The organism is Arthrobacter sp. 05N428_2 (assembly GCF_056397065.1).
Window position 1 is genome coordinate 24,087 of record NZ_JBFTMR010000004.1, and the last position, 24,808, is coordinate 48,894.

Below are 24,808 nucleotides of genomic sequence, written 5' to 3' on the forward strand. Positions count from 1 at the left end.
TTACTTGGTCTGTTCCTGGATCTTGGCCCACTGGCGCTCAACGTCATCCAGGCCGCCGACGTTGAAGAACGCCTGCTCTGCGATGTGGTCGAGGTCGCCGTCGCAGATCGCGGTGAAGCCTTCCACGGTGTCCTTGATGGACACGGTGGAGCCTTCGACGCCGGTGAACTGCTTTGCGGTGTAGGTGTTCTGCGAGAGGAACTGCTGGATGCGGCGTGCCCGCGACACGACGATCTTGTCTTCTTCGGAGAGCTCATCGACACCGAGGATGGCGATGATGTCCTGGAGTTCCTTGTTCTTCTGCAGGATCTGCTTGACCCGGACGGCCGTGTTGTAGTGGTCGTGTCCGATGTACTGCGGATCCAGGATGCGGGACGTCGACGACAGCGGGTCAACGGCCGGGTACAGACCACGGGAGGCGATTTCACGGGACAGTTCCGTGGTCGCGTCGAGGTGTGCGAAGGTGGTGGCCGGGGCCGGGTCGGTGTAGTCATCTGCGGGAACGTAGATGGCCTGCATCGAGGTGATGGAGTGGCCCTTGGTGGACGTGATGCGCTCCTGCAGGAGGCCCATCTCGTCAGCCAGGTTGGGCTGGTAGCCCACGGCGGACGGCATGCGGCCGAGGAGGGTGGAAACCTCGGAACCTGCCTGCGTGAAGCGGAAGATGTTGTCGATGAAGAGCAGCACGTCCTGGTTCTGCACATCGCGGAAGTACTCCGCCATGGTCAGCGCGGACAGGGCCACGCGCAGACGCGTTCCCGGCGGCTCATCCATCTGGCCGAAGACAAGGGCGGTGTCCTTGAGGACGCCGGCCTCTTCCATTTCGACCCAGAGGTCGTTGCCTTCACGGGTACGCTCGCCAACGCCGGCGAACACCGAGGTGCCGCCGAAGTTGCGGGCAACACGGGTGATCATTTCCTGGATCAGCACGGTCTTGCCGACACCGGCACCGCCGAACAGGCCGATCTTGCCACCCTTGATGTACGGGGTGAGAAGGTCGATCACCTTGATACCGGTTTCCAGCATCTCGGTGGAACCCTCGAGCGTCGCGAAGGCCGGGGCCTTGCGGTGGATCGGCCAGCGCTCGGTCGTCTCGAGCTCGGCCTCCGTGACGTCCAGGGGCTGGCCCAGGACGTTGAAGATGTGGCCCTTGACGCCGTCGCCGACCGGCACGGAGATCGGGGCACCGGTGTCAACCACGTTGGTGCCGCGGACCAGGCCGTCGGTCGCCTGCAGCGAGATGGCGCGGATGAGGTTGTCGCCGAGGTGCAGCGCAACTTCAAAGGTGATGGTCTTGGTCTCACCGTTGAGAGTAATCTCCGTGGTGAGTGCGTTGTAAATCGAGGGGATTGCGTCAGCCGGGAATTCGACGTCGACAACCGGGCCAATAACACGTGCAATACGGCCGGATGCACCGGACGTTGCGGCTACGTGTTCGGTAGCAGTGGCAGTCATCTCTCTCACTTCACTCAGTAGATGGCGTGGGCGGTTAAGTTTGTTCTTTGGTGCAGGTACAGCTGGGTCCGAAGGGGGCCGGCTAGGACGCGTTCAACGCGTCGGCGCCTGCCACGATTTCGGAAAGCTCCTGCGTAATTTCAGCCTGGCGGGCAGTGTTGCGCAGACGCGTGTACTTCTTGATGAGGTCCGTGGCATTGTCACCGGCGGACTTCATCGCGCGCTGGCGGGCTGCGAGCTCGGAAGCTGCTGCCTGCAACATGGCGGCGAAGATACGTGACTCGATGTAGCGCGGCAGCAGGGCATCGAGAACCTGCTCCGTCTCCGGCTCAAACTCGTAAAGCGGCAGGAGCTCCGATTCGGAGGCGGCCTGCTCTTCAACGACCTCGAGCGGGAGCAGGCGGATGACCGTCGGCTCCTGCGTCACCATGGACTTGAAGCGGGTGTAGACGACGTGGATCTCGTCGACGCCGCCCTCTTCGTAGGCCGTGGCGAAGTCTGCGAGGAGTGCCTCGCCGACTTCACGCGCCGTCTCGAACTCCGGTGCGTCGGTGTTGCCGGTCCACACCCGTTCGTAGGGGCGGTTCCGGAAGTCGAAGTAAGCCTGTGCCTTGCGGCCCATGACGTACGTCTTGACTTCCTTGCCTTCCTCAATGAGCAGCTCGGCGAGACCTTCCGCCTGCTTGAGCACGGTGGCCGAGTAGGACCCTGCCAGGCCGCGGTCGGAGGTGATGACCAGGACGGCGGCGCGGCGGATCTGCTCCGGCTCGGTGACCAGCGGGTGGTCGATTTCGCTCTGGCTTGCGACAGCAGAAACGGCGCGCGTGATCGCGTTTGCGTAAGGCAGTGAAGCCGCTACGCGTGCGCGGGCCTTGCCGATGCGCGAGGTAGCGATCAGTTCCATCGCCTTGAAGATCTTGCGCATCGACGTCGTCGAGCTGATCTTCTGGCGGTAGACCCGAATCTGGGCTCCCATACTTATCCTTTCCTAAGATCCCGGTGGCCGGGACTGCCGGAACCCGAGGGGGTCCGGCAGTCCCTGCCAGCGAAACTAGCGCTTCTGCTTGACGATTTTTTCCTGATCGACCTGGTCCTCGCCGATCGCGGCGTGCTCCTCGTGACCCGCGCCGACCAGGTAGCTGTCGCCCTCGCCGAAGAAGCCCTTCTTGAAGTCCACAATCGCGGTCTTCAGCGCCTCCGCCGTGTCATCGTCCATGACGTTGGTCTGCGCCAGCGTCGTCAGGATCGAGGACTTGTGCTTGAGGTGTTCCAGGAACTCGGTCTCGAAGCGGTTGATGTCTTCAACCGGTACCTCGTCGAGGTAGCCGTTGGTGCCGGCCCAGATGGAGACGACCTGGTTCTCGACCGGGAACGGCGAGTACTGGCCCTGCTTGAGCAGTTCCATCAGGCGGGCGCCACGGGTCAGCTGCTGGCGCGATGCGGCGTCGAGGTCCGACGCGAACATCGCGAAGGCCTGCATGTCGCGGTACTGCGCCAGTTCCAGCTTCAAGGTGCCGGAGACCTTCTTCATCGACTTGACCTGCGCGGCACCACCGACACGGGAGACGGACACGCCGACGTCGACTGCGGGACGCTGGTTGGCGTTGAAGAGGTCCGACTGCAGGAAGATCTGGCCGTCGGTGATGGAGATGACGTTGGTCGGGATGTAGGCCGACACGTCGTTCGCCTTGGTCTCGATCAGCGGCAGGCCGGTCATCGAGCCCGCGCCCAGCTCGTCGGAGAGCTTGGCACAACGCTCAAGCAGACGGGAGTGCAAGTAGAAGACGTCGCCCGGGTAGGCTTCGCGTCCCGGCGGGCGGCGCAGCAGCAGCGACACGGCACGGTAGGCCTCGGCCTGCTTGGAGAGGTCATCGAACACGATGAGGACGTGCTTGCCGCCGTACATCCAGTGCTGGCCGATGGCCGAGCCGGCGTACGGTGCGAGGTACTTGAAGCCGGCGGGGTCGGACGCGGGGGAAGCCACGATGGTCGTGTACTCCAGGGCGCCGTTGTCCTCCAGCGTCTGGCGGACAGCCGCGATGGTGGACGCCTTCTGGCCGATTGCGACGTAGATGCAGCGCACCTGCTTGTTCACGTCGCCGGAAGCCCAGTTGGCCTTCTGGTTGATGATCGTGTCGATGGCGATAGCCGACTTGCCGGTCTGGCGGTCACCGATGATCAGCTGGCGCTGGCCGCGGCCGATCGGGATCATGGCGTCGATAGCCTTGAGACCGGTCTGCATCGGCTCGTGCACCGACTTGCGCTGGGTCACGCCGGGCGCCTGAAGTTCCAGGGCACGCGTAGTTTCGGCCTTGATGTCGCCGAGGTCGTCGATGGGCTGGCCCAGCGGGTCAACCACGCGGCCGAGGAAGGCATCGCCGACCGGAACGGACAGAACCTGTCCGGTGCGGTGCACTTCCTGGCCTTCTTCGATGCCGGTGAAGTCACCAAGAATGATGACACCGATCTCGCGGACGTCGAGGTTCTGGGCCAGGCCCAGGGTGCCGTCTTCGAAGCGAAGCAGCTCGTTCGCCATGACCGAGGGAAGGCCCTCAACACGGGCGATGCCGTCACCTGCGGTCGTTACACGGCCAACCTCTACGCGCTCCGCGTTTCCGGGTTCGTAGGACGCCGCGAACTCGTTCAACGCATTACGGACGTCGTCGGCGTTGATGGTCAATTCGGCCATCTGCAGTCCCTGCTCTCCTGTTTTCGTGATCATCGTTGCTCACGATGACCGGGGTTTCTTGTCGGTAAGTTGTGCTTGTCCGGCTGACTAGGCAATCTGACGCTGGAGCTGGCCCAGGCGGGCGAGGACCGAAGCGTCAACCACTTCGTCGCCAATCTGGATCCGGATGCCACCGATCAGAGCCGGGTCAACGTTCATGTTGATCTTGAGCTCGCGGCCGTACAGGGCGTTGAGCCCTGTCTGCAGCCGACTGGCCTGGGCCTCCGTCAACGGACGGGTGACACTGACCGTAGCTATCCAGCGCTGCTGGCGCTTGGCTGCCAGCTCGGCAAAACGGCTGACCAGCTTGGTGACCTTGAGCCCGCGGGGCTGCGAAACAGCCTGTCCAATAAGGACTTTCGCTTCCGCGCTTGCACCGGGCACGAGCTTGTCGGCGAGGGCCACCTTGGCGGCCTGGCTCGCCTGCGGCTCGGACAGGGCACGCTGAACCTCGTGGCTGGAATCGACGGCCTGGTTGAAGGAGAACAAATCGTTCTCCAGCGCTTCCAGTCCGGTGATGCCGGAGGCAGAGACTGCCGACTTGTTTTCTGCAACGGCAATTACCACCGAAGCGGCAAGAGTCTCGAGTGCATCGCCGATGTCACGTGCCGACGCCCAGCGTGAACTGGCCAGCCCGCCCGCGATCTCCACAGCTTCAGCGGAAACTTTTCCGCTGAAGAGCTGCTTGACCAGCGCCGACTTTTCGTCACCGCTGCGGGACGGGTCAGTCAGGGCACGGCGCAAACCAGCCGAGCTGTCCACCGTTCCCAGGATTCCGAAGAGTTCCGTAGCCAACTGCAGCGACGCGTTGGGAAGCTTGGCCTCCAACGCGACGAGTGCCGCGGTCAGCGATTCGCTCGATACACCTGCCATTACTTAGCTGCACCTGCGTTCTGGTTCTCCAGATCTGCCAGGAAACGGTCGACCACACGGGCCGAACGCGCATCATCCGTGAGCGCTTCRCCAACGATGCGGCTCGCCAGCGTGGTAGCCAGCGTGCCGACCTCGGCGCGGAGCGACACGACGGCCGCCTGGCGCTCGGATTCGATCTGCGCGTGTGCCTGCGCGGTGATGCGGGCAGACTCAGCAGCTGCCTTCTCCTTCAGATCCGCCAGGATCTGGGCGCCTTCGCCACGGGCTTCTTCGCGGATGCGGTTGGCCTCGGTGCGGGCGTCGGTGAGCTGCTGCTTGTACTCTTCGAGTGCTGCAGAAGCCTCTGCCTGAGCCTTTTCGGCCTTGGCAATGCCGCCTTCAATGGCCTCGGCACGCTCTGCGAAGTTCTTCTCGAACATCGGGACAACATACTTCGTCACGATGAACAGGAGGACAGCAAAGCCTACGAGGACGACAAACATCTCCCAGATGTTGGGAACGAGGGGGTTTGTATCACCCTCGGTGGCGGCTGAGATGATCAGCTGCTTCATATTTCACCCGTCCTTATCTACTCGGTTCTGGATGTTCGCTGGGTTCTGAAGGTTTACTTGAGAACGAACGCGAAGACCAGGCCGAGGATGGCGAGGGCTTCAGTCAGCGCAAGGCCGAGGAATGCGATCGGCTGCAGGACGCGCTGGGCTTCCGGCTGACGTGCCACGCCGTTGATGTAGGCAGCGAACACCAGACCCACACCGATACCACCGCCGATAGCGGAGAGGCCGTAGCCGATGAGGTTGAGGGAGCCGTTGATGGAGCCGTTCATGGTTTTCCTTTCAAGATGCCATCCAGGTGGCAGGTTGTTTGGGTTGCTTCATCCCCAAGGGGAAGTTTGTGGGTGCCTTAGTGGCTGTCGGCGTGCAGTGCGCCTTCGATGTAGATCGCGGTCAGCAGCGTGAAGACGTAGGCCTGCAGCGCCATGATCAGCGCCTCCAGCATGTACATCGCCAGCGAGCCCGCCAGGACCAGCACCGAGGCGCCCTTCAGCAGGACGTTCTCCTGCATCACGAGGAACTCGATGCCGGAACCGGCGATCATTACGATCAGGTGGCCGGCCAGCATGGTGGCGAACAGACGGAGGCTGTGCGTCACGGGCCGGACCAGGAAGTTGGAGATGATCTCGATCGGAATCACGATCGGGAGGATGTAGATCGGTACGCCGCTCGGCACGGTGGCCAGCTTGAAGTACTTCAGGCCGTTCTTCTTGATGCCGATGACGATCCAGGTCACGTAGACGATGCCGGCGAGCACATAGGCGCCGCCGACGTGCGAGAAGCTCGGGAGCTGGATGACCGGGATGGCGCCGTAGATGTTGTTCACCAGGATGAAGAAGAACAGGCTGAACAGCAGCGGGACGTACTTGATGAAGTCTTTGCCGCCGATGATGTCCTTGGCGATGCCGTTGCGGACGAAGCCGTAGGCGGCTTCGCCGGCGTACTGCAGCTTGCCGGGAACGAGCTGCTGCTTACGCGCAGCGATCACGAAGAAGGTGGCGATAATGACGACCGAGAGGATTACCAGCAGCATCTGCTTGGAGAATCCTTCGGCCGCACCCCAGGGCAGAATAGCCGGCAGGTGCAATTGTTCAATTCCAGGAGGAGTGAATTCTCCTGAATCTTGGGCCGGGAGCGCAAGCGCGATCAACGCGTTTCCTCTCTGCAGTGTCCATCATTGGGCGTTGGGCGGGGAGCGGCGACATTCCTGTCAATCATTCCCCCTGTGAAATTTTTTGGCATTACTGTTCCGCGTCCTTGGACGGGCCACCTGCAGCGCCGTCTTCGCCAGTCGAAGTTCGTTGACTGGTGAGGCCGTGCATATGGGAAAGATAGAACCCTCCCGCGGCTCCAAGCAGAGCGCCTGCGAGCACAATCCAGCGGGTTCCCCACAGATTATCCAGACCCCACCCTATCAAACTCCAGACGATGATTCCGCCAACAATGTAGCTAAACACAGCGATTCCGGCGTTGTATCCGCCGTCGTTGCCGTCCTGCGACACGCCGGGAGCACCGCCGGTCCTTCGGGGGGTCCGGGATCCGTCATTGGACGCGTTCTTGCGGCTAAACACGAGGGCCGCCTTCCGGGGATTCGGGGTCATTGTAGATTTGCAGCCGCGCCTTGGCAAAGCCGATGATCTCGGCCGCCTGCCAGGCGACCACGCTCACGACGGCGCCGATCAGGAACCAGCGCGCGTGCAGCCAGGCGGGGGCGCCGATGACAAAAAGCACCACGGCAAAGCCGACGACCTTCACGAAGTAGGTGGCGACAAACATGCCGATCGCACCGGAAGGGTTGTTGCGTCCGACGAAGTGGCCGATCGCCAGGCTGATGGCAAAGAACGCCATCACCACGGCGCCGCCGAAAAGGCTCGACAGGGCACCGAAGCCACCGTTGAACACGTAGGCGATGACAGCGGTCACCAGCAGTGCGCCCGCGGCGGCCGCCGAGCTGACCGCCAGCAAGCCCAGCCAGAGCGATTTTGTGGGCCCAGAGGCACCAACGGATCCGGTGCCGGACGTGTGTCCGGACTCGGCGTCGGAGCTCATGGGTATCCCAATCGTCGAAGCTGTCAGGGGCAGGAAGGCGGCGATTGGCCGCCTCTGAATTCTACACGAGATAGAACACGGCTAGGTCACGGGGAGGCGGGTGACCTTGGTCCGGCGCCGGAACCGTCGAATCAGGTCCGGGGACGCGAGGTACAGCCCCAACACGAGGAGGCTGCCAGCCACGCACAGGACGACGGCCGGCAGCGGGGCCGTGGCCGCGATGAAGCCGAAAACGATCACGGCGACAGTGCAGAGCGTGACCACGGCTGCCGATTGCAGATGCGAGAAACCGACGTCCGTGAGCCGCTGGTAGACGTGTTCGCGGTGGGACGCGTACCAGCGCTCCCCCGCCTTGATCCGGCGCAGCAGGGTGTAGCCGGTGTCCGCGGCGTAGACCAGGATCGGCGTGAGCACGTATTCCACATAGACGCCGCTGAAGAACCCCGCGACGGCAAGGGCGGCAATCGAGGCGCCCAGCAGGTAGCTGCCGACATCGCCCAAGAAGACCGAACCCCGGCCCAGGTTCCATGGCAGGAAGCCGAGGAAGGACATGGCCAGCACTGCGCCGCCGGCGGTGAGCCAGGGCTGTTCGGCCAGCACGCCGGCCACCGCATAGGCGCCGCCGGCGGTGACCCCGTGCAGGCCGGAGATCCCGTTGACGCCGTCCATGAAGTTCGCGATGTTGACGTACGCCGCGATGGCCACGGCCGCCAGCGGCAGCCACCAGAACGACTGCGCCGTGAGCACGATGAGCGCTGCGGAGCCGACGGCGCCGATCCCCAACTGGGCTGCTGCCCGGCCGCGGATGGACAGACCGCGCAGATCCTCGATCCAGCCCACGACGGCACACGCGCCGATGATGGTGAGCACGACGGCGAACACGGACCGGTCGACGGTGACGACGCGCAGGAGCACGGCCGCCAGGTAGCCGACGGCGGTGGCCAGCGCGGCGGCGACGCCCATGCCGCGGATGGTCGCCTTCTGGTGCGAGGACCGTGCGGACGGAATGTCCACCACGCCCATCCGGACCAGCCACGGCTTGACCGCCAGGGGAAGCAGCAGGCTGGCCAGCAGGGTGATTCCCGCCACCAGGAACAGCGGAATCATGATGCCACCCGGATCGGTCCGGTTTCGTCGGCCTCGTCGTCGGGGATCTCGGCGATGTTGGCGCCTTGTTCTGCCTCGCAGCGGGCCAGCCAGACGTTGAGGTCCAGCTTGTCCGGGTTCTGCTCGGAAGCGCGGGTGTGCGAAATCTTCGGATGCAGGGGGCGCTGGTCCAATTCGCCGGTTCCCACCAGCTCCTCATGCAGCTTCTCCCCCGGCCGCAGCCCGGTGTAAATGATGTCGACTTTCTTGCCCGACATGGCGATCATCCGCTGGGCCACGTCCAGGATCCTGACCGGCTCCCCCATGTCCAGGATCATGACGTCGCCGCCAGTGCCGATGGCGCCGGCCTGGATCACCAGCTGGCAGGCTTCCGGGATCGTCATGAAGAAGCGGGTCACGTCGGGGTCGGTGACAGTGACGGGTCCGCCGACACGGATCTGCTCGGTGAAGAGCGGCAGCATCGAACCGCGGCTGCCCATCACGTTGCCGAAGCGGACGGAGACGAACTTGCTGGCGGTCTGGCCGGCCATCCAGGCGGTCAGCTTCTCCGCGACGCGCTTGGAGTGGCCGAGGGCGGTGGTGGGGTTGGCCGCTTTGTCGGTGGAGATGTTCACAAAGTGCGACACACCGGACTGCTGGGCGGCGCGGAGCACGTTCAGCGTGCCGCAGACGTTGGTCTTCCAGGCCTCGACCGGGTACTGCTGGAGCAGCGGTGCGTGTTTCAGGGCGGCCGCATGGAACACCACTTCCGGGCGCCGGTCCTCGAAGATGTCCAGCAGGGCCTCGCCGTCGCGGATGTTGGCCAGCACGGTATCCCGGCCGGCCAGCAGGCCGCGGCCGGTGATGGAGATCTGGGTGTGCTGCAGGCCGGTCTCGTCGTGGTCCAGCATGATCAGTTCCGCGGGTGCGAACTGCACGATCTGGCGGCAGAGTTCCGAGCCGATCGAGCCACCTGCCCCGGTCACCAGCACCCGCTTGTCCTTGATGTAGCCGGCAATTTCGTCGACCTTGATGTCCACGGGCCGCCGGCCGATCAGGTCTTCGACCGCCACGTCGCGGAAATCGGAGAAGCCGTCGGGTGCGCCGCCGCCCAGCATGTCCCGCAGCGGCGGCAGCACCAGCACCCGGATGTTCAGGCCGGCCACGGCGTCCGAGATGCGGCGGACCACGGGGGCTTCGACGTGGGCGAACGCCAGCACCAGGACCGTGGCGCGGGTTCGGCGGATGATCGCTGGGAGGTCGTCTCCGCGGCCGAGGACCTGGACGCCGGAGAGCCTCAGGTGTTTCTTGGCCGGGTCGTCATCGATCAGGCCGACCGGGAAGTACGGGGACTCCGGATCCTGCAGCATCCGGGTGAGCAGCGAATTGCCCAGGAATCCCGCGCCGTAGATCAGCGTGTTCTGCGCCTCGTCGCCTGGCCGGGTCCTGCCTTCGACGTAGAGCCGCTTGGCGTAGCGGGCCGCGCCCATGAAGAGGCAGGCAAAGGGGAAAGCGATCAAGCCCACGCTGCGGCCGATGTTGATGGCCTCGTAAAGCACCAGCAGGCTCGCGGTAATTGAGGCGGCCACGATCACGGTGACGAAGACGAGTGCCCGGGCCTCCTGGAAGCTGCCGAACGGGTAGCGTCCCCGGTACAGGGCCAGGGCATAGCCGGCGAGTATCTGGGCGACGACGGCGATCGCGGCGATGACGAAGGCGCCGGCGAACTGTTCCGCCCGGATCCCCATCTCGTAGCGCAGCAGCAAGGCCAGGACGATCGCCACCACCCACGACATGGAGTCGAGGAAGAGCTGGATCCAGATCCAGAGGGCGGGCTTCTCGTCCCGGGCTGCCGCGGCATCGCGCGTTTCAGATTTCGTAATCAACAGAGCTTGCAACCGACTTCCAGTACCACGGCGGCCATCCGCCTGATTCACAAAATTCCCCGCCGCAAGACTGTCGGACGGCGTCGGGGCCTAGAACGATAGTAATCGCTTCAGCCTCAGCAGCCTTGGTCTGCGGCCCCGGCCGGGCGTCAATCCGGCAGCGCGGGCATGGGTTCCCAGCCGCGGTCGGCCAGGATCGCGCGCGATTCCCGCCACCCCTGCCAGAGTGCGCCAGTCCCCTTCAAGGTCCGTTCGACAAGGATGAGCCGGGCGATTTCCTTCAGGAACGTCAGGGCCGTCCCGGCGCCGAAACCGGCCCGGTGGAACCTGCCGTGGGCCCTCAGGTACTGGGCGACGTGCCCGCGGTTCCGCATCACGTAACGGCGGCTCAGGTCAGACGAATCGTTGAGATGGCGCAGCCCCAGGTCCACCTGGCGCTGCGCCCGGACCTTCTTGATGACGAACGCGTTAACGTAGACCACCGGGGTTTGCAGCGCTGCGAGCCAGCCGTAGATCGCGTCGTCCCAGGTGATGAAGAAGCGCGGATCCGGCAGCCCGATGGTCCGGGCCACCGAGGCCTTGATCAGCATGCCTTCGAAATTTCCCACGTTGGTGCGGAAGACCTCCGAATGCCGGAAAACATCGCGCGAAACCGGGAGGAAGACGCCCAGCGCCTCGACAAAGTGGTGCTGCCAGAAGAAGGGGTTGCCGTTGGCGTCGTACCGGCGGCCGATGATGCAGGAGTAATCCTGCGTGAACTTCTCCAGCGCATCCACCGCGCCGGGGAGGACCTCGACGTCGTCGTCCATCAGCCACAGCCAGCCCGCACCTGATTCCAGCGCCAATTCCACGCCGCGGGAGAATCCGCCTGCACCGCCGACGTTCTCGCTCAGCCGCTCGTACACGATCGGCGGGCCGCCGGCAGTGCGCGCCTGGGACACGACGTCGGCCGTGTGGTCGCTGCTGGCGTTGTCCACCACGATGATCCTGGCGGGACCGGTGTCGAGCCGGGCAAAGGATTTGAGCAGATTGTCCAAAAAGTCGGCACGGTTATAGGTGACGACGACGGCGTACAGGTCTTCCACGGCGGCCTAGCTGTTGGCGGACATCAGTTCCGCGGGTGAGCCGAAGCCCTTGCCGCGGAAACCGGTGGAGTAGGCGCGGAACCAGTGCGCCAGGCCTTTGAGGTCCCCGGTCTTCAGGAAGTAGTACGGGAAGCCGATGATGTCCGCACCGAACCAGCGCAGGTTCCGGTACTTGCGGGTCAGGTAGCCCCGGTTGCGGAAGTAGCAGTAGCGTTTGAACTCGCCCTCGGGGATGACCGGCGTGATGAACCCGCCGAAGACCGGCTTCATCTCGGTCCAGGTGGCGGGGTGCTGGACAGCCACCGTGGCGAGCGTGCCGTATTTCAGGCCGGCCTTCTTCACGCGCGAGAGGAAGTCGACTTCGTCTCCGCGGATGAAGAACTTCACATCCGGGATGCCGATCTTGTAGAACACCTCGGTCCGGATCAGCGCGCCGTTGAAGAAGTGCACCATGTCCGGGAGGTAGCCCATCGGTGCCAGCCGCGAGCGGTCGTTGGTGAGCAGGCCGTTGATCCTGAAGTTGAAGGACAGCCGGTTCGGGTCGGCCGTGGCGGCCACCAGCGGGCTCACGATGTCGAGTTGGTGCTCGCCCGCGGTCTTCAGCAGCTCGGCGAGGCAGCTGGCGTCCTCGGGATGGCCGTCGTCGTCCATCATCCAGATCCATTCGGCGCCGCTCGCCATCGCCGCAAGGATCGCGTACGCAAAGCCGCCGGCCCCGCCGAGGTTCGCCTCGGACCGCAGGTAGTTGATGTTGTCCGCTCCCCCGGACGTGACGACGTCGGTGGCCGGGACGGTGCCGGAGTCCACCAAGGCGATCGAGTGGATCGGTGCGGTCTGCTCGGCCAGCCCCTTCAGCAGCAGGGCGAGCTCCTCGTGGCGGTCAAAAGTTACTGCCGCGACGGCGACTTTGGGCTGCATGTCAGTTCCTTGGGGATTCGTCGGGGGCATCGGGTTCCGCACCGGTCCCGGGTGCCTCTTCGCCGGCGCCGAGCACGCCTGGCACCACCTCACGCAGCCGCTCCAGGCTGATAGCGCCCTGGCGGACCACGCGCAGCGGCAGGGCGGTGGCATCGATAATGGTGGACGGCTCGGCCCCGTCTCCTTCGACCGGCCGGTGGCCGCCCTCAAGGTAGACCTCCACCGACTCCGCCAGTTGCGCCTCGGCCCCGGCGGCGCTCTGCGCGGCCGCCTGGCCGGTCCGGTTGGCGGAGGACACCGCCAACGGCCCGGTCAGGGTGAGCAGGTCCTGGGCCACGTCGTCGGCCGGGAGGCGCAGGGCCACGGTGCCCCTGGTCTCGCCCAGGTCCCAGTCCAGCGAGGGCTGGGCATGCAGGATGAGCGTCAGGCCCCCGGGCCAGAACGCCTCGGCCAGGCGGCGGGCCTCGGCCGGGACATCGGTGGCGAGGCCGTCGAGGGCATTCAGCCGCGGAATCAGCACCGGCGGCGGCATCTTCCGGCTGCGGCCCTTGGCGGCCAGCAACAGCGTCACGGCCTGCGGGGAGAACGCGTCCGCGGCGATGCCGTACACGGTGTCGGTGGGGAGGACCACGCACTTGTGTTCGCGGATGGCCCGCTGGGCGTGTTCGAGTCCGGCGGCACGCTGTTCGGCGTCCGCGCAATCGTAGCTAGTCGTCACTGGCCTATCCTTTCATCAGTGCTGGTGTGGTTCGGTTCGACGCACGGCGCTGGTGGCGCGTTCCCGGCCGTTGAGGTCCAGGTGCGTTGCCACGCCGGTCCAGAGTCCGGAGCGCTCCAGCATCGCGGCGATCCAGCCTGCCTGGACCTCGGCGTGCTCCATCACGAAGTAGCCCCCGGGGGCCAGCAGCCGGGCGGCGGAAGCCGCTGCCGCCGTCGGAAGTTCCATTCCGTCCGCTCCCCCGCCGTACAGCGCCTCGGGCGGGTCGTGCAGCGCCACTTCAGGTTCGTTGGGGACCGCTTCGGCGGGGATGTAGGGCGGATTGGACACGACGACGTCGAAGCTGCCGTTAAGTTCAGGCAGTGCGGTGCGCAGATCGCCGCGCACCAGCTGGACGCCAAGCGGCAGGAGGTTCTTGGCCGCCCAGGCGTGGGCGAACTCGCTGAACTCCACGGCGTGGACCTCGGCGCCGGGGACCTCGTACGCGATCGAGCCCGCAATCGCGCCCGAGCCAGTGCCCAGGTCCACGACCCTGGGCCGTGCCGCCGTGCGCGACTGGTCGCTGCTTGCGTCCCGGTCCCTGAGCCAGTCAATCACCAACTGCACCACGGATTCCGTTTCCGGGCGCGGGATGAACACCCCCGGACCCACTGCAAGTTCAAGGTACCGGAAATGCGCCACGCCGGTGATGTGCTGCAGCGGGATCCGTTGTGCCCGTTCGGCCACGAGTTCCTCGTAGCCCTCCGGTGCCCGGGAATCACCCAGCATCATCGCGCGGAGCCGGCCGAGGCCCCCGCCAAGCAGGTGCTCGGCGAGGAGTTCGGCGTCGACCTCGGGGCTGGGCACCCCGGCGGCGGCCAGCACGGCGGTGGCGTCGCGGACGGCGTCGGCGAGGCTCGGTCCGGACTCAGGTGTCATTGTCAGGTGTCATCGACGGGCAGGCCGGACTAGTCGCCGATGGCGTCGAGGCGGGCCTGTTCGTCCATCTCGATGGCGGACTGGATTACCGGCTCCAGGTCGCCGTTCATGACCTGGTCGAGGTTGTACGCCTTGTAGCCGGTGCGGTGGTCGGCAATCCGGTTTTCCGGGTAGTTATAGGTCCGGATGCGCTCGGAACGGTCCATGGTGCGGATCTGCGACTTGCGCTGGGCCGAGTTCTCGGCGTCGATCTGCTCCTGCTGGTGGGCAAGGATGCGGGCCCGCAGCACGCGCATACCGGCCTCACGGTTCTGCAGCTGGGACTTCTCGTTCTGCATTGCCACCACGATTCCGGTGGGAAGGTGGGTGATGCGCACGGCCGAGTCGGTGGTGTTGACCGACTGTCCGCCGGGGCCGGAGGAACGGTAGACGTCGATCTTCAGATCGTTCTGGTTGATCTCGAGTTCTTCGGGTTCGTCCACCTCGGGCAGCACCAGCACGCCGGCCGCCGAGGTGTGGATGCGGCCCTGGGATTCGGTCACCGGAACGCGCTGGACGCGGTGCACGCCGCCTTCGAACTTGAGCCGCGCGTAAACGCCCTCGGCCGGATCGTTGGAGCTGCCCTTGACGGCCATCTGGACGTCCTTGTAACCGCCCAGGTCCGATTCGGTGGCGGAGATGAGCTCGGTTTTCCAGCCGCGGGATTCCGCGTAACGGGTGTACATCCGGAGCAGGTCGGCGGCGAACAGCGCGGCCTCGTCGCCGCCTTCGCCGCCCTTGACCTCGAGGATCACGTTGCGGGCGTCGTCCGGGTCGCGCGGGATCAGCAGCCGGCGCAGTTTGGCCGCCGCCGTGTCCAGGGCGGCCTCGAGCTCGGGCACCTCGGCGGCAAACTCCGGATCCTCGTCCGCCATTTCCTTCGCGGCCGAGAGGTCATCGCTGATGGCCTCCCAGCGGTGGTAAGCCTCGACAATGCCGTTCAACTGGGCCGAGCGCCGCCCCAATTTCCGGGCCAGCTTCTGGTCAGCATAAACAGCAGGATCCCCAAGCTGGGCCTGGATGGCAGCATGCTCATCCAACAACCCCTGTACGGACTCAAACATTTCAAACCTCTTTCGACTTGGAACCAAGTCTAGTTACGACACAAAAACTGAACCGCGGCTGGCGACTTAACGACGAAGCCGCACGGATTTTTCCGCCCCGGGAGTGGCTTCGGGCCTGCCGGAGCCGGGTGGCTTGCGATCGTAGATCGCAAGCGTCGTCTTCTGCACCTGCATGAGGAACTCGACGTTGCTCTGGGTCTCCCGGATCTTGTTGGTCAGCAGCTCAAGGCTCTGCTGCGTTTCGAGTCCGGAGAGGACACGGCGCAGCTTCCACATGATCTTGACTTCCTCCGGCGAGAGCAGGTTCTCTTCGCGGCGGGTACCGGACGCGTTGACGTCCACCGCCGGGAAGATGCGCTTGTCCGCGAGCTGGCGGGACAGGCGCAGTTCCATGTTGCCCGTGCCCTTGAACTCTTCGAAGATGACCTCGTCCATCTTGGAACCGGTCTCGACGAGCGCGGTGGCCAGGATGGTGAGCGAGCCGCCGTTTTCGATGTTGCGCGCTGCACCGAAGAAACGCTTCGGCGGGTACAGTGCGGCGGAATCGACGCCACCGGACAGGATGCGTCCGGAGGCCGGTGCCGCCAGGTTGTAGGCGCGGCCCAGACGGGTCATCGAGTCCAGCAGCACCACGACGTCCATGCCCATCTCCACGAGGCGCTTGGCGCGCTCGATGGAGAGCTCGGCCACGGTGGTGTGGTCGTCGGCGGGACGGTCGAAGGTCGAGGCGATGACCTCACCCTTGACGGTGCGCTGCATGTCCGTGACTTCTTCGGGACGTTCGTCAACGAGCACCATCATGAGGTGGACCTCAGGATTGTTGGTGGTGATGGCGTTCGCGATGGACTGCAGGATGAGCGTCTTGCCGGCTTTCGGCGGCGAAACGATCAGGCCGCGCTGGCCCTTGCCGATCGGGGCCACCAGGTCGATGACGCGGGGGCCGATCTTCTTGGGGTCGGTCTCGAGGCGCAGGCGCTCGGACGGGTACAGCGGAACCAGCTTCGCGAACTCGACGCGGTCCTTGAGCTCCTCCGGGGTCTTGCCGTTGACCGAGGTGACGCGGACCAGGGCGTTGAACTTCTGGCGGGCGGACTGCTGCTGATTGCTCTGCTGGTTTTCGCCCTCGCGCGGAGCGCGGATGGCGCCGACGACGGCGTCGCCCTTGCGCAGGTTGTACTTCTTGACCTGGGCGAGGGACACGTAGACGTCATTCGGGCCCGGCAGGTAACCGGAGGTACGGATGAACGCGTAGTTCTCCAGCACGTCCAGGATGCCGGCGACGGGCAGCAGCACGTCGTCGTCGGTGACCTCGACGTCGTCGACGTCGGGGCCCTGGGAGCGGCCGCGGCGGCGTTCGTTACGGTCGCGGAAGCGGTCGTTGCGCGAGTTGTTGTCGCGGTTGTCCTGGCCGCCGGAGCGGTCGTTGCGATCGTTGCGGTCGCGACGGTTGCGGCGGTTACGGCGGCTGCCGCCGTCGCTGTCGTCGTTATCGCGGTTATTGTCGCGGTTGCTGTCGCGGCTGCTTGCGGCGTTGTCGCGATTGTTGTCGCGGCTGCCGGTGGCGTTGTCCTCACGGCCACCACGGCCGCGGGTGTTCTCGCGGCGCTGGCCGTCGTCGCTGCCCTGTTCGGCGTGGCGCTCCTGGCGCTCCTGGCGCTGCTCGGCGGCGGGCTGCTCCGTGTGGGTTTCGGCGGCGGGTGCTGCCGCGTTCTCCCCCTGGGCTGCGGTCTGGCCTGCGGCCTCGCCGCGGCGGCGGTTGCGGGTTCGCGGCTGGCGGGTGCGGTCGCTGCCTTCGGCGGCCTGTTCGGCCTGGGTGGCTTCGACCGGGGCGGCCGGCGCCTCCATCGGAGCTGCGGCGGGTGCCTCAGCGGCGGTGCTCACGACGCCGTCGCTGCCGGCGCGGCGGCTGCGGCCACGGGTCCGGGCCCGCGGGCTTTCCTGGGCCGGAGCCTCGGACGCGACGGCGGCCGGAGCTACGGCCGGAGCCGACTGGGCAACCGTGCCGTTGTCGCTAGCCTTCTCGGCGGCCCGGGCGGGGGCCTTGCTGACCGGGGTACCGGCACGATGGGCGGAAATGGCGGTCACCAGATCGCCCTTGCGCATCCGGGAACCCCCGGAGATCCCCAGCTGGCTGGCCAGGGCCTGGAGTTGGGCGAGCTTGAGGCCTGCGAGGCCGCTGCTCTTGGCGGGTGCTGCCGGTTCGGCAGCAGAAGATGATAGTTCCACAGCTGGAGACAGCTCAGTGGTTTCGGTCACGAAGGATCCTTCCCCCTCGACGGCGTCCAGGCTAGGAGCTGGACGCGGTGATTTGATCTGGGCTGCAGTTCAGATCTACAGCCGGGATTTGTGGCCTTGCCGGATGGATTTCGGCCAGCAGGGCCGGATACTGCTACACCAAGACGCGTCCCGAAATTGATGAACGGTCGGCTGACACTTCAGGGGTACAGAGAAGTTCTGCAGCTTCCTGCGTCAGACCGAAAGCAGGTGGCACCGGAAAATATTGCGCAGTGAAAGATGAGAGAGGGCAACTTGGCCAACATCGCGGTCTTACTAAAAGCTTGCGTGTTACCGCCGGTGTATTTCCACTTTAGCACCTTCAGTGTCCACGGCCAGCTTCATCACACGCCAGTGGACCTCCGGCGTGTTGGCTGCAGTGAAAGCTCCGATGAACTCGACGACGTCGGCCGCTTCCTTTTCGTCGGCGGCGAGGACCAGCACGGTGGGCCCCGCACCGGAGACGACGGCGGCATGGCCGGCACCCCGCAGCGCCGCAATCAGCCCGGCGCTCGGTTGCATGGCCTGTGCGCGGTAGTTCTGGTGCAGGTAGTCCTCGGTCCCCGGCAGCAGGAATTCAGGCTGCTGCGTCAGCGCATGGATCAGCAGCGCAGCCCGGCCCGAGTTCATGGCCGCGGCGTGATGCCCAACAGAGGCCGGCAGCAGCGCCCGGGCAGCTTCCGTGGACAGTTCGAAGTCCGGGATCGCGACCACCGGGACGATGGCGGGATCCACTCGCGCGCAGGTGCTGCTGTACTGGTCACTGTCCTGCCAGGACAGCGCCAATCCACCGAAAATAGCGGGTGCGACGTTGTCCGGATGCCCTTCCATCTTGGACGTGAGCTGCAGGATCCAGTCCTTTCCGCGGCGCGACGCCGCAGGGACCAGTGCGTTCGCGGCGGTGACAGCGGCAACCACCGCGGCGGCCGAGGAACCGAGGCCCCGGCCGTGCGGGTTGACGTTGTCGGCCGTGATCCGCAGACCGTCGTGCCGGAAGCCCAGCTGGTGCAGCGCCTCGGTCAGGGCCCGGGCCACCAGGTGGCTCGCATCCCGCGGCAGTGTGTCCGCACCCTCGCCGCTGAGCTCGAATTCAAGTTCGCCGCTCTCCAGGGTTTCCACCGTCAGCGTGTCGTGCAGCGAGAGGGCCAGCCCCAGGCTGTCGTAGCCGGGGCCCAGGTTCGCGCTGGTGGCCGGAACCCGGACGGTGACCGCCAGCCCGGCCGGAACCGCCGGGGTGTCGGCGGGAGATTCGGCCGGGACGGTGAGGGTGGTTTCCAAGGCTATTTTTCTTCCAGTCCCAGTTCGGCGGCCACCGTGACGACGTCGTTGGCAACCTTAACCGGCTGAACCTCGCTGCCGTCTTCGGTGCGGAGGGCCCACTGCGGATCCTTGAGTCCATGGCCAGTCACCGTGATCACGATGATTTTGCCTTCAGGAACCTCGCCTGCGGCGTGCTTCTTGATCAGCCCCGCGACGCCGGCGGCGGAACCGGGTTCCACAAACACTCCTTCACGGGCGGAGAGCCAACGGTGCGCGGCGAGGATTTCCTCGTCGGTGACGGCCTCGATCACGCCGCCGGATTCGTCCCGGGCGGCGACGGCGGTGTCCCAGGAGGCGGGGTTGCCGATCCGGATGGCGGTGGCGATGGTGTCCGGCTCCGTAATGGGGTGGCCGGCTACGAACGGGGCGGCGCCCGCGGCTTGGAAGCCCCACATCACCGGCGTCTTCGTGGCGACGGCGGCCAACTGTCCGGCGGTGGCGGACTCGAAAGGCGCCGCATACTCCTTGTAGCCCTTCCAGTACGCGCTGATGTTGCCGGCGTTCCCGACCGGAAGCACATGGATGTCCGGGGCGTCGCCGAGCACGTCAACGACCTCGAAGGCGCCGGTCTTCTGCCCCTCGATCCGGGCCGGGTTGACCGAGTTGACCAGAAACACCGGGTAGGACTCGCCCAGTTTGCGGGCGATGTCGAGGCAGTCGTCGAAGTTGCCGTCCACCTGCAGCAGCGTGGCGCCGTGCGCGATCGCCTGACTGAGCTTGCCCATCGAGATCTTGCCCTCGGGCACCAGCACGGCGCACTGCAGCCCGGCGGACGTCGCATAGGCCGCTGCGGAGGCTGACGTGTTGCCGGTGGAGGCGCACACCACGGCCTTCGCCCCGGAGGCGACAGCCGCGGTCATGGCCATGGTCATGCCGCGGTCCTTGAAGGACCCGGTCGGGTTCATCCCCTCGACTTTGAGGTAGACGGTGCAGCCGGTGAGCTCGGAGAGCTTCTGTGCGTGCACCAGCGGCGTGCCGCCCTCTCCCAGGGTGATGACCTTGGTGGCCTCGGTGACCGGCAGGCGTTCAGCGTATTCGCGGATGACTCCGCGCCATTGGTGAGCCACTTAGACCCCTTCTACCCGGAGTACGGATGTGACGGAATTGATGACGTCCAGGCCCTTGACGGCCTCGACGGTTGCTGCGAGCGCGGCTTCGCTCGCGCGGTGCGTGACGATCCGCAGTTCGGCCGACTCGGCCTTGGCGGCGGAGTCGCGGTGGATGGTCTGCCGCATGATTTCGATGGAGACGCCGTGCTCGGCGAAGAGCTGCGCGATCCGGGCCAGGACGCCGGGCTGGTCCGCGACGTCGAGGCCGATGTAGTAGCTCGTGACCGCCGCGTCGATGGGCAGCGCAGGGACATGTCCGGTGGTCGTTTCGGTGCGCCCCGGTCCGCCCAGGACGACCCGGCGGGCAGCCGAGACCAGGTCTCCCAGCACGGCCGAGGCCGTCGGGGTGCCGCCGGCGCCCTGCCCGTAGAACATCAGCTCGCCGGCATTCTCGGCCTCGATGAAGACGGCGTTGAACGCGCCGTGCACCGCGGCCAGCGGGTGCTCGCGAGGCAGCAGGGTGGGGTGGACACGGACGGAAACACCCTCTGCACCCCCGGCTGTTTCCTTGCCTGCGGCGGGGTTGGTGAGCTTCTCGGCGATGGCCAGCAGCTTGATCACGAAGCCGGCGTCCTTCGCGGCGGCGATGTCCGCGGCGGTGACGGCGCTGATGCCCTCGCAGAACACGTCCTCGAGCGCGAAGCGCGTGTGGAAGGACAGCGAGGCGAGGATCGCGGCCTTCGCGGCGGCGTCGTGGCCCTCGACGTCGGCGGTGGGGTCCGCTTCGGCATAGCCGAGGCGCTGGGCCTCGGCGAGGGCATCGGTGAACTGCGCGCCCGTGGTGTCCATCTGGTCCAGGATGAAATTGGTGGTGCCGTTAACGATGCCCAGCACCCGGGTGATCCGGTCGCCGGAGAGGCTGTCCCGGATCGGGCGCAGGATCGGGATGGCCCCGGCGACGGCGGCCTCGTAGGAGAGCTGCACGCCGGCTTTGTCGGCTTCCTCGTAGAGGGTCGGACCGTCCTGCGCCAGCAGCGCTTTGTTGCCGGTCACTACGCAGGCGCCGTGCCGGATCGCGGTGAGGATCAGGGTCCGGGCCGGTTCGATCCCGCCCATCAGCTCGATCACCAGGTCGGCGTCCTTGACCAAAGCGTCGGCGTCGGTGGTGAACAGCTCGTGGGGCAGGTCGACGTCGCGGCGGGCATCGGGGTTGCGCACGGCGATGCCGCTCAGCTCGAGGCGGGCGCCTGCGCGCGACGCCAGGGTCTCGGCGTCGTCAATCAGAATCCGCGCAACCTGGGCCCCGACATTGCCACAGCCCAGCAGGGCCACTTTCAGGGTTCGCATTTCCGTCATTCAGACTCCCATGTCGCGGTTGAGCAGATCTTGTTCGGTTTCGCCGCGGACGATGAGCCGGGCTGATCCATCGCGCACCGCGACAACGCCCGGCCGGGCCAGATAGTTGTAGTTGCTTGACAGAGCCCAGCAGTAGGCGCCGGTCCCCGGTACAGCGAGCAGATCACCGGCTGCCACGTCCTCGGGCAGATATACATCTCTAACAACTATGTCGCCGCTCTCGCAATGTTTGCCCACCACTCGGGACAGCTGCGGGGCCGCGTCGGAGGCCCGGGAGGCGAGAATCGCGGAATAATCCGCGTCGTACAGCACCGGGCGTGCGTTGTCGCTCATGCCGCCGTCCACCGACACATACCGGCGCGGGTACGTAACGTTTTCCGCTGCGTCCACGCGCACCGTTTTCAGGGTCCCCACCTCGTACAGCGTGAACGTGCTGGTGCCCACGATCGCCCGGCCGGGCTCGATCGAGATCCGCGGCGCGGTGATGCCCAGTTCAGCCACCTTGGCGCGGACCACGGCAGCCATCGCCCGGGCGATCTCCGCAGGCGGCCGCGGGGTGTCCACTGAGGTATAGGCGATGCCGTACCCGCCGCCCAGGTCCAACTCCGGCAGCACGATCGAGTACTTGGCCTGCATCGCGGCCAGGAAGTCGAGCAGCTTCTGTGCGGCGAGGGCGAAGCCGTCCGGTTCGAAAATCTGGGAGCCGATGTGGCAGTGCAGGCCCAGCAGTTCGATGCTGTCATGGCCTGCCGCGGCGGCCACGGCTTCCTCGGCGGCGGACAGCCCGGCCCGGTCGGTCGAGTCACCGGCCATCGAGAGGCCGAACTTCTGGTCTTCGTGCGCGGTGGCGATGAATTCGTGGGTGTGCGCGTGCACGCCGGGGGTCAGCCGCAGCATGACCTTCGCCGTTTCGCCGCGGTTGGAGGCGATGGCGGCGACCCGCTCCAGTTCGGCGAGGCTGTCCACCACGACCCGGCCCAGCTTCATGTCGAGGGCGCGGTGGATCTCGGCGTCGGACTTGTTGTTGCCGTGCAGGGCGACGGCAGCGCCGGGAATACCGGCCATCGCCGCGACGGCGAGTTCGCCGCCGGAGGCGGTATCCAGCCGGAGGCCTTCCTCCTCGACCCAGCGGACGACGGCGGTGCACAGGAAGGATTTGCCGGCGTAGTAGACGTCCACTCCCCCGCAGATGTCCGCGAACGCCTCGTTGAACGCGTCCTGGAAGGCCCGGGCGCGGGCCCGGAAGTCGGTCTCGCTCATGACGAACAGCGGCGTGCCGAACTGCCGCTGCAGTTCGCTGACCGGGATGCCGTCGATGGCGAGTTCGCCGCCGCCGGTGCGCGCCACGCCGGCAGCCCACATCGGTTCGTGCAGGGCGTTGAGATCGTCCGGGACGGCGAGCCAGTCCGGGGCCAGCGGGGAGGCTGCCTTGCTGTTGTCCGAGGTCGCGGTCATGGCATTCACATCCGTTCCGGCGCCGAAACGCCCAGCAGGTCCAGTCCGTTGGCGAGCACCTGGCTGGTGGCGTCGTTGAGCCAGAGCCGGGTGCGGTTCTGGTCGGTGATGTCTTCCCCGCCCAGCGGCGCGATGCGGCAGGCGTCGTACCAGCGGTGGTAGGCCCCGGCGATGACTTCCAGGTGGCGGGCGACGCGGTGCGGCTCCCGCAGCTCGGCGGCCTTGGCCACGATCGAGGGGTAGCTGCCCAGGTGCGAGAGCAACTCGTTTTCGGTCGCGTGGTCCAGCAGCGCGGCGTCGAAGGCCTCTTTCCCGTGGACCATGCGCTCGACGCCGGCGGCAACGGCGTTGCGCGCCGCGCCGCGGGATCGGGCGTGCGCGTACTGGACGTAGAACACCGGGTTCTCGTTGCTGTGCTTCTTGAGTAGTTCCGGGTCCAGGGTCAGCGGGGAGTCGGCCGGGAAGCGCGCCAGGGAGTACCGGACGGCGTCCTTGCCCAGCCAGGCGATCAGGTCCTTGAGCTCGATGATGTTGCCGGCCCGCTTGGACAGCTTGGCGCCGTTGACCGAGACCAGCTGGCCGATCAGTACCTCGATGTTGACCTCGGGATCATCGCCGGCCGCGGCCGCGATCGCCTTGAGCCGGTTGATGTAGCCGTGGTGGTCGGCACCGAGCAGGTAGATCTTCTCGGTAAAGCCGCGGTCCTTCTTGGAGAGGTAGTAGGCGGCGTCGGCAGCGAAGTATGTCGGCTCCCCGTTCGCACGGATCATCACGCGGTCCTTGTCGTCGCCGAAGTCGGTGGTGCGCAACCACACCGCGCCGCCGTCGTCGAAAACGTGGCCCTGCTCGCGAAGCCGGGCGACGGCGTCCGCGATGGCGCCGGCGTCGTGCAGTTCCTGCTCGGAGAAGAAGACGTCGAACTCGACGCCGAACTCCGCGAGGGTCTGCTTGATGTCATGCAGCTGCGCCTTGTAGGCAGCACCACGGATCACCGGCAGCGCGGCCACGTCGGTGAGTTCCCTGATGTCGGGGTGCTGCGTCAGGACCTCGTGGCCGAGGTCCTCGATGTATTCGCCCGGGTAGCCGCCTTCCGGGACGCCGCGGCCGTGCAGCCGGGACAGGACCGAGTGCGCGAAAACGTCCATCTGCGAGCCGGCGTCGTTGATGTAATACTCAGCCGTGACGTCCGCCCCGGAGGCCCGGAGCACCCTCGCAATAGAGTCGCCCAGGGCGGCCCAGCGGGTGTGGCCGATGTGCAGCGGTCCGGTGGGGTTGGCCGAGACGAACTCCATGTTGACCGTGCGGCCGGCGAGCGCGGTGTTGGTTCCGTAGGCGGGCCCCGCCTCGACGATCGCCTTGGCGAGGACACCGGCTGCGGCGGCGTCGACGGTGATGTTCAGGAACCCGGGCCCGGCGACGTCGACGGCGGAGACTCCCTCGATCGAGGCCAGCCTTGCGCTCAGCAGGGTGGCGAGCTGACGCGGGTTCGTTCCGGCCAGCTTCGCCAGCTGGAGGGCGATGTTGGTGGCCCAGTCCCCGTGCTCCCTGTTCTTGGGCCGCTCCACGCGCACCGCTTCGGGGATGTCGGTGGCGGCGAGTCCGATTTCACCGGCGGCAACGGCGTCCTTCAGGCAGGCGGATATGGCGAGGGAGAGTTCTTCTGGGGTCACGCTTCTAGCCTACCGGCGGCCCGCAGCAGCGCGGAATTCCGGCGCCGTCATGTTCGGCTGCGGTGCCGGCTGCGGTGCCGGCCCGGGCGCCGACGGGACTGCCGCGGGCGCCGCGGGCAACGCGATTTTCCGTTGGGGCCCACCTTCCTGCTAAGCTCTAGGACGTCCCGCCGGAAACGGCAGGATCCCTGATTGCCCTCGTAGCTCAGGGGATAGAGCGTCTGCCTCCGGAGCAGAAGGTCGTTGGTTCGATTCCAATCGAGGGCACAGAAAAGATCCCGTCACTTCATTGAAGTGGCGGGGTTCTTTGTTTT

The 24,808-nt window shown here is 66.2% G+C and carries 21 protein-coding genes and 1 tRNA gene; 1 reads left to right on the plus strand and 21 read right to left on the minus strand.

What is annotated here, in order from left to right:
• From atpD to argS, 21 genes are all read right to left on the minus strand, one after another.
• Positions 1-1,455 carry a F0F1 ATP synthase subunit beta gene (atpD, locus tag AC1DGI_RS04930; RefSeq protein ID WP_441401326.1) on the minus strand — a complete coding sequence of 485 codons (1,455 nt, stop codon included), beginning with the start codon at positions 1,453-1,455 and terminating at the stop codon, positions 1-3.
• 82 nt (positions 1,456-1,537) lie between these two features.
• Positions 1,538-2,431 carry a F0F1 ATP synthase subunit gamma gene (locus AC1DGI_RS04935; protein WP_476897974.1) on the minus strand — a complete coding sequence of 298 codons (894 nt, stop codon included), beginning with the start codon at positions 2,429-2,431 and terminating at the stop codon, positions 1,538-1,540.
• 75 nt (positions 2,432-2,506) lie between these two features.
• On the minus strand, positions 2,507-4,144 hold the full coding sequence (gene atpA / locus AC1DGI_RS04940; protein ID WP_441401232.1) for a F0F1 ATP synthase subunit alpha: 1,638 nt from the start codon (positions 4,142-4,144) through the stop codon (positions 2,507-2,509).
• 87 nt (positions 4,145-4,231) lie between these two features.
• Positions 4,232-5,056, minus strand: a complete 825-nt coding sequence (locus tag AC1DGI_RS04945; protein ID WP_441401230.1) for a F0F1 ATP synthase subunit delta — start codon at positions 5,054-5,056, stop codon at positions 4,232-4,234.
• A complete protein-coding gene (locus AC1DGI_RS04950; RefSeq protein WP_441401228.1) occupies positions 5,056-5,607 on the minus strand; it encodes a F0F1 ATP synthase subunit B in 552 nt (183 codons plus the stop codon). Before AC1DGI_RS04950 ends, AC1DGI_RS04945 begins: the two co-directional genes overlap by 1 nt.
• A gap of 53 nt (positions 5,608-5,660) precedes the next feature.
• Positions 5,661-5,879, minus strand: coding sequence for an ATP synthase F0 subunit C (atpE, locus tag AC1DGI_RS04955; protein ID WP_211882710.1), 219 nt, complete (start codon positions 5,877-5,879; stop codon positions 5,661-5,663).
• A 77-nt stretch (positions 5,880-5,956) separates the two neighbouring features.
• The gene (gene atpB / locus AC1DGI_RS04960) at positions 5,957-6,757 is read right to left on the minus strand and encodes a F0F1 ATP synthase subunit A (protein WP_441401226.1); all 801 of its coding nucleotides are present in this window, start codon (positions 6,755-6,757) and stop codon (positions 5,957-5,959) included.
• Positions 6,758-7,170: 413 nt separating this feature from the next.
• A complete protein-coding gene (locus tag AC1DGI_RS04965) occupies positions 7,171-7,656 on the minus strand; it encodes a Cg1360 family ATP-synthase-associated protein (RefSeq protein ID WP_441401224.1) in 486 nt (161 codons plus the stop codon).
• Between the two features lie 81 nt (positions 7,657-7,737).
• Positions 7,738-8,763 (minus strand): MraY family glycosyltransferase, encoded by a 1,026-nt coding sequence (locus AC1DGI_RS04970; RefSeq protein WP_441401222.1) that lies wholly within the window; start codon positions 8,761-8,763, stop codon positions 7,738-7,740.
• Entirely contained in the window at positions 8,760-10,628 is a 1,869-nt protein-coding gene (locus AC1DGI_RS04975) for a polysaccharide biosynthesis protein (protein WP_476897975.1), read from the minus strand. Before AC1DGI_RS04975 ends, AC1DGI_RS04970 begins: the two co-directional genes overlap by 4 nt.
• Before the next feature lie 149 nt (positions 10,629-10,777).
• Complete coding sequence (locus tag AC1DGI_RS04980) at positions 10,778-11,713, minus strand: glycosyltransferase (RefSeq protein WP_476897976.1); 936 nt, start codon at positions 11,711-11,713, stop codon at positions 10,778-10,780.
• Positions 11,714-11,719: 6 nt separating this feature from the next.
• Positions 11,720-12,631: a glycosyltransferase gene (locus AC1DGI_RS04985; RefSeq protein ID WP_441403005.1), complete on the minus strand. Its 912-nt coding sequence runs from the start codon at positions 12,629-12,631 to the stop codon at positions 11,720-11,722.
• Between the two features lies 1 nt (position 12,632).
• Complete coding sequence (locus AC1DGI_RS04990; RefSeq protein WP_441403006.1) at positions 12,633-13,349, minus strand: L-threonylcarbamoyladenylate synthase; 717 nt, start codon at positions 13,347-13,349, stop codon at positions 12,633-12,635.
• Positions 13,350-13,364: 15 nt separating this feature from the next.
• Positions 13,365-14,267 carry a peptide chain release factor N(5)-glutamine methyltransferase gene (gene prmC / locus AC1DGI_RS04995; RefSeq protein WP_476897977.1) on the minus strand — a complete coding sequence of 301 codons (903 nt, stop codon included), beginning with the start codon at positions 14,265-14,267 and terminating at the stop codon, positions 13,365-13,367.
• A 29-nt stretch (positions 14,268-14,296) separates the two neighbouring features.
• Positions 14,297-15,370: a peptide chain release factor 1 gene (gene prfA, locus AC1DGI_RS05000; protein ID WP_441403607.1), complete on the minus strand. Its 1,074-nt coding sequence runs from the start codon at positions 15,368-15,370 to the stop codon at positions 14,297-14,299.
• A gap of 66 nt (positions 15,371-15,436) precedes the next feature.
• Positions 15,437-17,626: a transcription termination factor Rho gene (rho, locus tag AC1DGI_RS05005; RefSeq protein WP_476897978.1), complete on the minus strand. Its 2,190-nt coding sequence runs from the start codon at positions 17,624-17,626 to the stop codon at positions 15,437-15,439.
• Between the two features lie 309 nt (positions 17,627-17,935).
• Positions 17,936-18,922, minus strand: coding sequence for a homoserine kinase (gene thrB / locus AC1DGI_RS05010; RefSeq protein WP_441403155.1), 987 nt, complete (start codon positions 18,920-18,922; stop codon positions 17,936-17,938).
• A 2-nt stretch (positions 18,923-18,924) separates the two neighbouring features.
• Positions 18,925-20,031, minus strand: coding sequence for a threonine synthase (thrC, locus tag AC1DGI_RS05015; protein ID WP_441403154.1), 1,107 nt, complete (start codon positions 20,029-20,031; stop codon positions 18,925-18,927).
• Complete coding sequence (locus tag AC1DGI_RS05020; RefSeq protein ID WP_476897979.1) at positions 20,032-21,369, minus strand: homoserine dehydrogenase; 1,338 nt, start codon at positions 21,367-21,369, stop codon at positions 20,032-20,034. It abuts the gene before it with no gap.
• Positions 21,370-22,824, minus strand: a complete 1,455-nt coding sequence (gene lysA / locus AC1DGI_RS05025; protein ID WP_441401844.1) for a diaminopimelate decarboxylase — start codon at positions 22,822-22,824, stop codon at positions 21,370-21,372.
• Between the two features lie 5 nt (positions 22,825-22,829).
• Complete coding sequence (gene argS, locus AC1DGI_RS05030) at positions 22,830-24,494, minus strand: arginine--tRNA ligase (RefSeq protein ID WP_476897980.1); 1,665 nt, start codon at positions 24,492-24,494, stop codon at positions 22,830-22,832.
• 194 nt (positions 24,495-24,688) lie between these two features.
• Between argS and AC1DGI_RS05035 the strand changes: the two genes are divergently transcribed.
• Positions 24,689-24,761 (plus strand) — tRNA-Arg (locus AC1DGI_RS05035).
• Positions 24,762-24,808 lie beyond the last annotated feature (47 nt).